The following is a 2,837-nucleotide window of genomic DNA, read 5'->3' as shown; positions in this document are numbered from 1 at the left end:
TAGGGTGAAAAGAGATAAGATATCTTGGTTTAATGCCGATAATCGTTATAAACATTACTAAACGATTATTATTACTTAATAACTGAAGTTCATCGGAAGTATCGCATTAATGCATGGGAATTGGTATTAGGGACAATGATTATATTACCGACAGCAGTGGTATACAATGGCAAAGTATATGTGTTTCACCAAGGTAGGGGAGATAGTGGCTGGCTTTGGTATAATGTTTTTAATGGCTCTGAATGGGCTGGTGATACAAAGGTAGGGAAAACTGGTATAACTTCGAGTCCATCAGTAGTAGTATACAATGACCAAATCTATGTATTTCACCAAGGCAGGGGAGATAGTGGCTGGCTTTGGTATAATGTTTTTGATGGCTCTCAATGGGCTTATACAGAGGTGCGGGGAACAGGTCTTACTGACGATCCAGATGCGGTTGTTATGTAGTTAAATATTTTCTAGTCTATTACTTGCTTCTGACAAATTATATTAGATATCTCCAGAAAATAATAAATATTCCTATTCTAGAAACGTTTATACGGTCCATTTAATAGCGCGTTCAAAAAAAATTCTGCTATTTGTCCACAGCAAGTTCCCCCCCCTACCCCTGCCTCTTGATCAACGTTTCTAGATTTTTTTTGGAGATGTTTATTTTACCCATTCACTGCCGATGGTTGATCGTCAATAGGAATTCTAGGAAAGCTGGGTAAATCTATTGCTCCTAGTGACAGGTGCTGTTTTTGTGGGACTTCTGATGCCACATCTTCTTCAAGAACTTCAGATTCAAATACAAGTGGTTCCCAAGTTGGTAGATCTAATTTACTGCGCTGCACATCCTCTGATACTTCAAAAAAGCCTTCTGGATCTATGTCTTTTTCAGGCTCTTCTTGATACTCACTAACATTCCACTTTCCTGTAGCTATATTCCATGATATGCGTTCGCTTTTAATTGTTGTTATTGCTTTATCTTCAGAAGTATCACCTTCTAGATATTCCTCTACTATTATGTTATTTTCTGCCAATTTTTCTACTTCCTGAGATGAATTTCTATATTCATCTAAATAGTTTTCCTCCATAACTACATATTCTTCTGACTCTATCTCTTCTAATGCCATTGTTGGTGATTTTTCATCTATCAATTCATAATTTGGGTCTTCACCTATTCTACTAAACGAGGGTAAACTAGGATTTAATTGACTTGTACTGACCTCTTGAGGCAACTCATTTTGAGAAATATTTTGGTCTGATAATTCTACCTGTTCAGGTTCTGCTAAAGCTTGTGGTAAATCTATTTTCTTGCCCAGGCTAATTTTGGCAATATTTTTTTCTTTCTTGCTAAAAAGAGCTTCTTGCTGCTGTTGATTTTTTTGCTGTGGCGACCAAGGTTTAACTGGTTCGGAATTTAATGAGGGTGGTTTTTTAGTGTTAAAGTTGACAAAGAGATGTTCTTGTTTTTGAGGTTCAGATAAAGAATTCACCTGAGATGCTATTACCGGAGATTCTTCTGTAGATATTTCTGTTGGTATATCCATTGTATCTATTCTCCCTGGCATTTCTAAGCATCTTTCTAATGCTGCTTTAAACTGTAGAGTTTGCTGCTGCTGGCGGTATAGTCTTGCCCGCAATTCTTTGCAACTATTTTCTAATTCTTTGAGATGATAAATTTGTTGACTGTAAGATTGTTTGGTTAAGGCACATTCTCGTTCCATTTGCGCCTGTTGTTGCTGACTCACATCCCACTTGTCTGTTAGAGACTCTACTAAAACTTCCTGACGTTGAATAATTTGATTACATAGTTCCAACTTGTAGAATAGGCGAGTTACCTGTTGTTGAGTTGCTGCTAATTCTTTAGTTCTTTCTTCTAGCAACTTTTCTTGATTTTCTAGAGTTTCTTGACATTCTTCTAAGGCTGTTTCTAGGTCTGTAACTCGATTTACCAGTTCGCGGTTACAATCATGTAGAGCTTCCATGAGATTTGTAGATTCTAGATATTCAATGGAGTCTTTTGTTGGGCGGACTTTAATTTCTGAAATTTCCTGGGACTTTTTTTGAGGTTGATTTTGATTGGTTGGTACTAAATTTTTGGCTTCTGCTGAAGCTGTTCCTACTACTGGAATTGAATCGACACTAATGACACCAGGAAAATTAACTGTTTCCCACTCATCATCCTCTGGGACAGATGTGTGTATTTCTGATTCAAGAGCTGGTTTGATTTGGTCTACATGATCGTCATGGCCCAGTTTCTGATTACTTACTGGATTATTGGTTTCTGGTAAATTTTGGTTTCCAGGAAGTTCCGCTTCTGGCATTGCTTTCACCTAGGATTTACAGATTGCCTTTTGATTATTATATTAATGTTATCATCTCTCAGCGTCAACTATTTTATATGTTTATATATATGAGTAATACGGCGAGTAATACAGTTAGCAAAAAAATACATTTTATTTAAGGATAGATAATTATTAGGTTAAGTATCTATAACAAAATTCATTTAACATTTTATTTTATTAGTTTAGTATAGACAAAAATTAAACTTCCTGTCTTACGGCAGTTTTTTGAATTTATTAAGAAATAATTCAATTCTCAATTCTCTAGGACTAGCGGATGTAGCTTTTATAGCAGAAGGAAGAAGGAAGAAAGCTTTAGTTATCTAGGGGATTCATTATCTACAACAGAAGGAAGAAGGAAAAATCTGGCATTGTCTGAGTTTTAAGCTTTTGAGCAGTTTTAGTTTTTATTTCCTCACAACTCTAATATTTTAATGTTTAGTGGGATTCTCAAAACAATTTATACTCCGGCAATGATGTAGTCCAAGGAAAGGGCGCTAACACACCAAA

General features: G+C 35.8%; 2 protein-coding genes. One reads left to right on the top strand and one right to left on the bottom strand.

Annotation, left to right across the window (positions count from 1 at the left end; translation table 11 throughout):
* Positions 1-135 precede the first annotated feature (135 nt).
* Positions 136-447 carry a hypothetical protein gene (locus tag F6K13_RS26735; protein ID WP_124143669.1) on the top strand — a complete coding sequence of 104 codons (312 nt, stop codon included), beginning with the start codon at positions 136-138 and terminating at the stop codon, positions 445-447.
* A 206-nt stretch (positions 448-653) separates the two neighbouring features.
* Here F6K13_RS26735 and F6K13_RS26730 read toward each other — a convergent pair whose 3' ends face one another.
* Positions 654-2,309, bottom strand: coding sequence for a hypothetical protein (locus F6K13_RS26730; RefSeq protein WP_124143668.1), 1,656 nt, complete (start codon positions 2,307-2,309; stop codon positions 654-656).
* Positions 2,310-2,837 lie beyond the last annotated feature (528 nt).

It is taken from the genome of Okeania sp. SIO2B9 (assembly GCF_010672505.1).
Classification (GTDB): domain Bacteria; phylum Cyanobacteriota; class Cyanobacteriia; order Cyanobacteriales; family Microcoleaceae; genus Okeania; species Okeania hirsuta.
This window is presented reverse-complemented; position numbering and strand designations above follow the sequence as displayed.